This is a genomic window from Mesorhizobium sp. M7A.F.Ca.CA.003.01.2.1 (assembly GCF_003998945.1).
GTDB classification, from domain to species: domain Bacteria; phylum Pseudomonadota; class Alphaproteobacteria; order Rhizobiales; family Rhizobiaceae; genus Mesorhizobium; species Mesorhizobium ciceri.
The window spans coordinates 1-2,854 of the sequence record NZ_RZRA01000763.1; the positions used below are offsets into that span (position 1 = coordinate 1).

1 protein-coding gene and 1 pseudogene are annotated in these 2,854 nt (G+C 64.3%); one reads left to right on the forward strand and one right to left on the reverse strand.

The annotated features are described in order from the left end of the window. The coding region (locus EN969_RS25100) for an NADP-dependent malic enzyme (protein ID WP_164758472.1) at positions 1–1,737 on the reverse strand (1,737 nt) is incomplete at its 3' end. A 213-nt stretch (positions 1,738–1,950) separates the two neighbouring features. Here EN969_RS25100 and EN969_RS25105 point away from each other — a divergent pair. Then, positions 1,951–2,854, forward strand: a pseudogene (locus EN969_RS25105) (DNA mismatch repair protein MutS); the annotation flags it as partial.

A 2,854-nucleotide genomic window follows, 5' to 3' on the forward strand; every position in this document is an offset into this window, starting at 1 on the left:
GGCATCGATGACGCGGCGGATGTCGTCGAGCGCGGTCGAATAGTTGCGGGTGACGCCGGTGACGATGCCGTCGGCGTCACCCAGCGCCACCATGCAGGCGGCAAAGTGGTTGCGATCGTTGTTGATCAGCCGCTGGCAGTCGCGAAACAGGAAGCCTTTGCGCTGCATGCGCTCGTAGAGGTAGTCGGTGTAGATGCCGTTGCGGCGCGACAGCCTTGCATTGATGATCTCGATGCCTTGCTTGTTGAGATCGATGCCGGCGTGCTTGGCGTTTTCCTTGATGACGTCGTCGCGGCCGAGCAGGATGGCGGTGCCGAGCTTCTGGTTCACATAGGAGACGGCGGCGCGCATGACCTGTTCCTCCTCGCCCTCGGCGAAGACGATGCGCTTGGGCTGGCGGCGCACGCGGTCGTAGATGCGCTGCAGGGTCGAGGCGATCGGGTCGCGGCGGGCCGACAGTTCCTGCGCGTAACGGTCGAGGTCAAGGATCGGCTTGCGGGCGACGCCTGAATCCATCGCCGCCTTGGCGACCGCAATCGGAATGGCCGAGATCAGGCGCGGGTCGAACGGCACCGGGATGATGTAGTTGGGGCCGAATTTCGGCCGATTACCCTGATAGGCGGCGGCGACGTCGTCGGGCACGTCCTGGCGCGCCAGTGCCGCCAGCGCCTGGGCGGCGGCGATCTTCATGTCGTCATTGATGGTGGTTGCCCTGACATCCAGCGCGCCGCGGAAGATATAGGGGAAGCCGAGCACGTTGTTGACCTGGTTCGGATAGTCCGAACGGCCGGTGGCCATGATGGCGTCGGTGCGGATCTCGGCCACTTCCTCCGGCGTGATTTCCGGATCGGGATTGGCCATGGCGAAGATGATCGGGTTCTTGGCCATCGACTGCACCATGGCGGTGGTCAGCGCGCCCTTGGCGGAGAGGCCGAGGAAGACGTCGGCGCCGTCGAGCGCCTCGGCGAGGCTGCGCGCCTCGGTCTTCACCGCATGCGCCGACTTCCACTGGTTCATGCCTTCGGTGCGGCCCTGGAAAACCACGCCCTTGGTGTCGCATAGGATGATGTTTTCCGGCGAAAAGCCCATCGCCTTCATCAGCTCGATGCAGGCGATGCCGGCGGCGCCGGCGCCGTTGCAGACCATTTTCGTGGTCTTCATGTCACGGCCGGTGATCTCCAGCGCGTTGATCAGGCCGGCGGCGGAGATGATCGCGGTGCCGTGCTGGTCGTCATGGAAGACCGGGATGTCCATCAATTCGCGCAGCCGCTGCTCGATGATGAAGCATTCCGGCGCCTTGATGTCCTCGAGATTGATGCCGCCGAAGGAGGGCCCGAGGAAACGCACGCAGTTGATGAACTCGTCGGCGTCCTCGGTGTCGACCTCGAGGTCGATGGAATCGACATCGGCGAAGCGCTTGAACAGCACCGCCTTGCCCTCCATCACCGGCTTGGAGGCCAGCGCGCCGAGATTGCCGAGACCGAGAATGGCTGTGCCGTTGGAGATGACTGCGACCATATTGCCGCGCGTCGTGTAGTCGAAGGCGCGCGAGGGGTCTTCGGCGATGGCCAGGACCGGAACCGCGACACCAGGCGAATAGGCGAGGCTGAGGTCGCGCTGCGTCGCCATCGGCTTGGTGGCGACGACCTCCAGCTTGCCCGGCCGACCCATGGCGTGGAATTCGAGCGCTTCCTGCGCACTGACGGACGGACCGCTGTTCTCGGTTTTCCTGGCCATGATGTACTTGATTTCCTCACCGGTGCAGCACCTCGTTGAAGCGGGTGCTTTGTGTCGGACCGAATTAAGACCACGCGCCGCCGCGTGTAAACTGCCAGCGTGCGGAATCGCGGTTGGTACGCGCGATTGCGGGCATCCTGCCGTCCCGGTCGTCCCCTGTTTTTCGAAGCCCCGGCATTAAACCGCGCGATCACATCTGCTAGCGTGCGGCGCATGAACATGCACAGCCCGAACGAGCCAGACGCCCCCGAGGCGATGACGCCGGTGCCGACCGCCCACGCCGGCGCCACGCCGATGATCGAGCAATTCATCGAGATCAAGGCGGCAAACCCGGATTCGCTGCTGTTCTATCGCATGGGCGATTTCTACGAACTGTTCTTCGACGATGCCGAGAAGGCAAGCCGGGCGCTGGGCATCGTCTTGACCAAGCGCGGCAAGTATCAAGGGCTCGACATTCCGATGTGCGGTGTGCCGGTGCATGCTGCTGACGACTATCTGCAGAAGCTGATCGGCCAGGGTTTCCGCGTTGCCGTCTGCGAACAGATCGAGGATCCGGCCGAGGCGAAGAAACGCGGCGGCAAATCGGTGGTGCGCCGCGATGTGGTGCGGCTGGTGACACCAGGCACCATCACCGAGGACAAATTGCTGGCGCCGTCGGAATCGAGCTTCCTGATGGCGCTGGGGCGGGTGAAAGGCGGAGCGGACCACTCCTTTGCGCTGGCCTGGATCGACATCTCGACCGGCGCCTTCCGCGTCACCGACACCACCGCCGACCGGCTTTTGGCTGACATCTTCCGTGTCGATCCGCGTGAGTTGATCGTTGCCGAGCCAGTGTTCCACGATCCGGAGCTGAAGCCGGTGTTCGACGTGCTCGGCCGCGTCGCCAGCCCGCAACCACCGTCACTGTTCGATTCGGCGTCGGCGACAGGGCGCATCGCCCGCTTCTTCGATGTGGCGACGCCGGACAGTTTTGGCGCCTTTTCGCGCGCCGAACTGTCGGCGATCTCGGGCGCCATTGCCTATGTCGAGAAGACGCAGAAAGCGGAGCGCCCGCCGCTGTCGCGGCCCGAACGCGAGGAGCAGGGTTCGACCCTGTTCATCGATCCGGCGACACGCG